General features: G+C 70.1%; 1 protein-coding gene. It reads left to right on the forward strand.

Going from position 1 to position 234, the window contains the following annotated elements; translation table 11 throughout:
- The coding region (locus R0J92_RS26815; protein ID WP_411053922.1) for a homocysteine S-methyltransferase family protein at nt 1-234 on the forward strand (234 nt) is incomplete at both ends.

The following is a 234-nucleotide window of genomic DNA, read 5'->3' on the forward strand; positions in this document are numbered from 1 at the left end:
GGCCTGATCCTCGACAGCCCAACCTGGCGCGCCAGCCCCGATTGGGGCCGGCGGCTCGGCTATGACACGGCGGCCTTGATCGAGGCGAACCGCGCGGCGATCGCGCTGATGCAGGAGATCCGCGACGAGATGCAGACCGGCATCAGCCCGATGCTGGTCAGCGGCAACATCGGCCCGCGCGGCGACGGCTACAATCCGACCAGCCGGATGACGCCGGAGGAGGCGGACGCCTAT

The organism is Tritonibacter sp. SIMBA_163, from assembly GCF_046535935.1.
Classification (GTDB): Bacteria; Pseudomonadota; Alphaproteobacteria; order Rhodobacterales; family Rhodobacteraceae; genus Epibacterium; species Epibacterium scottomollicae.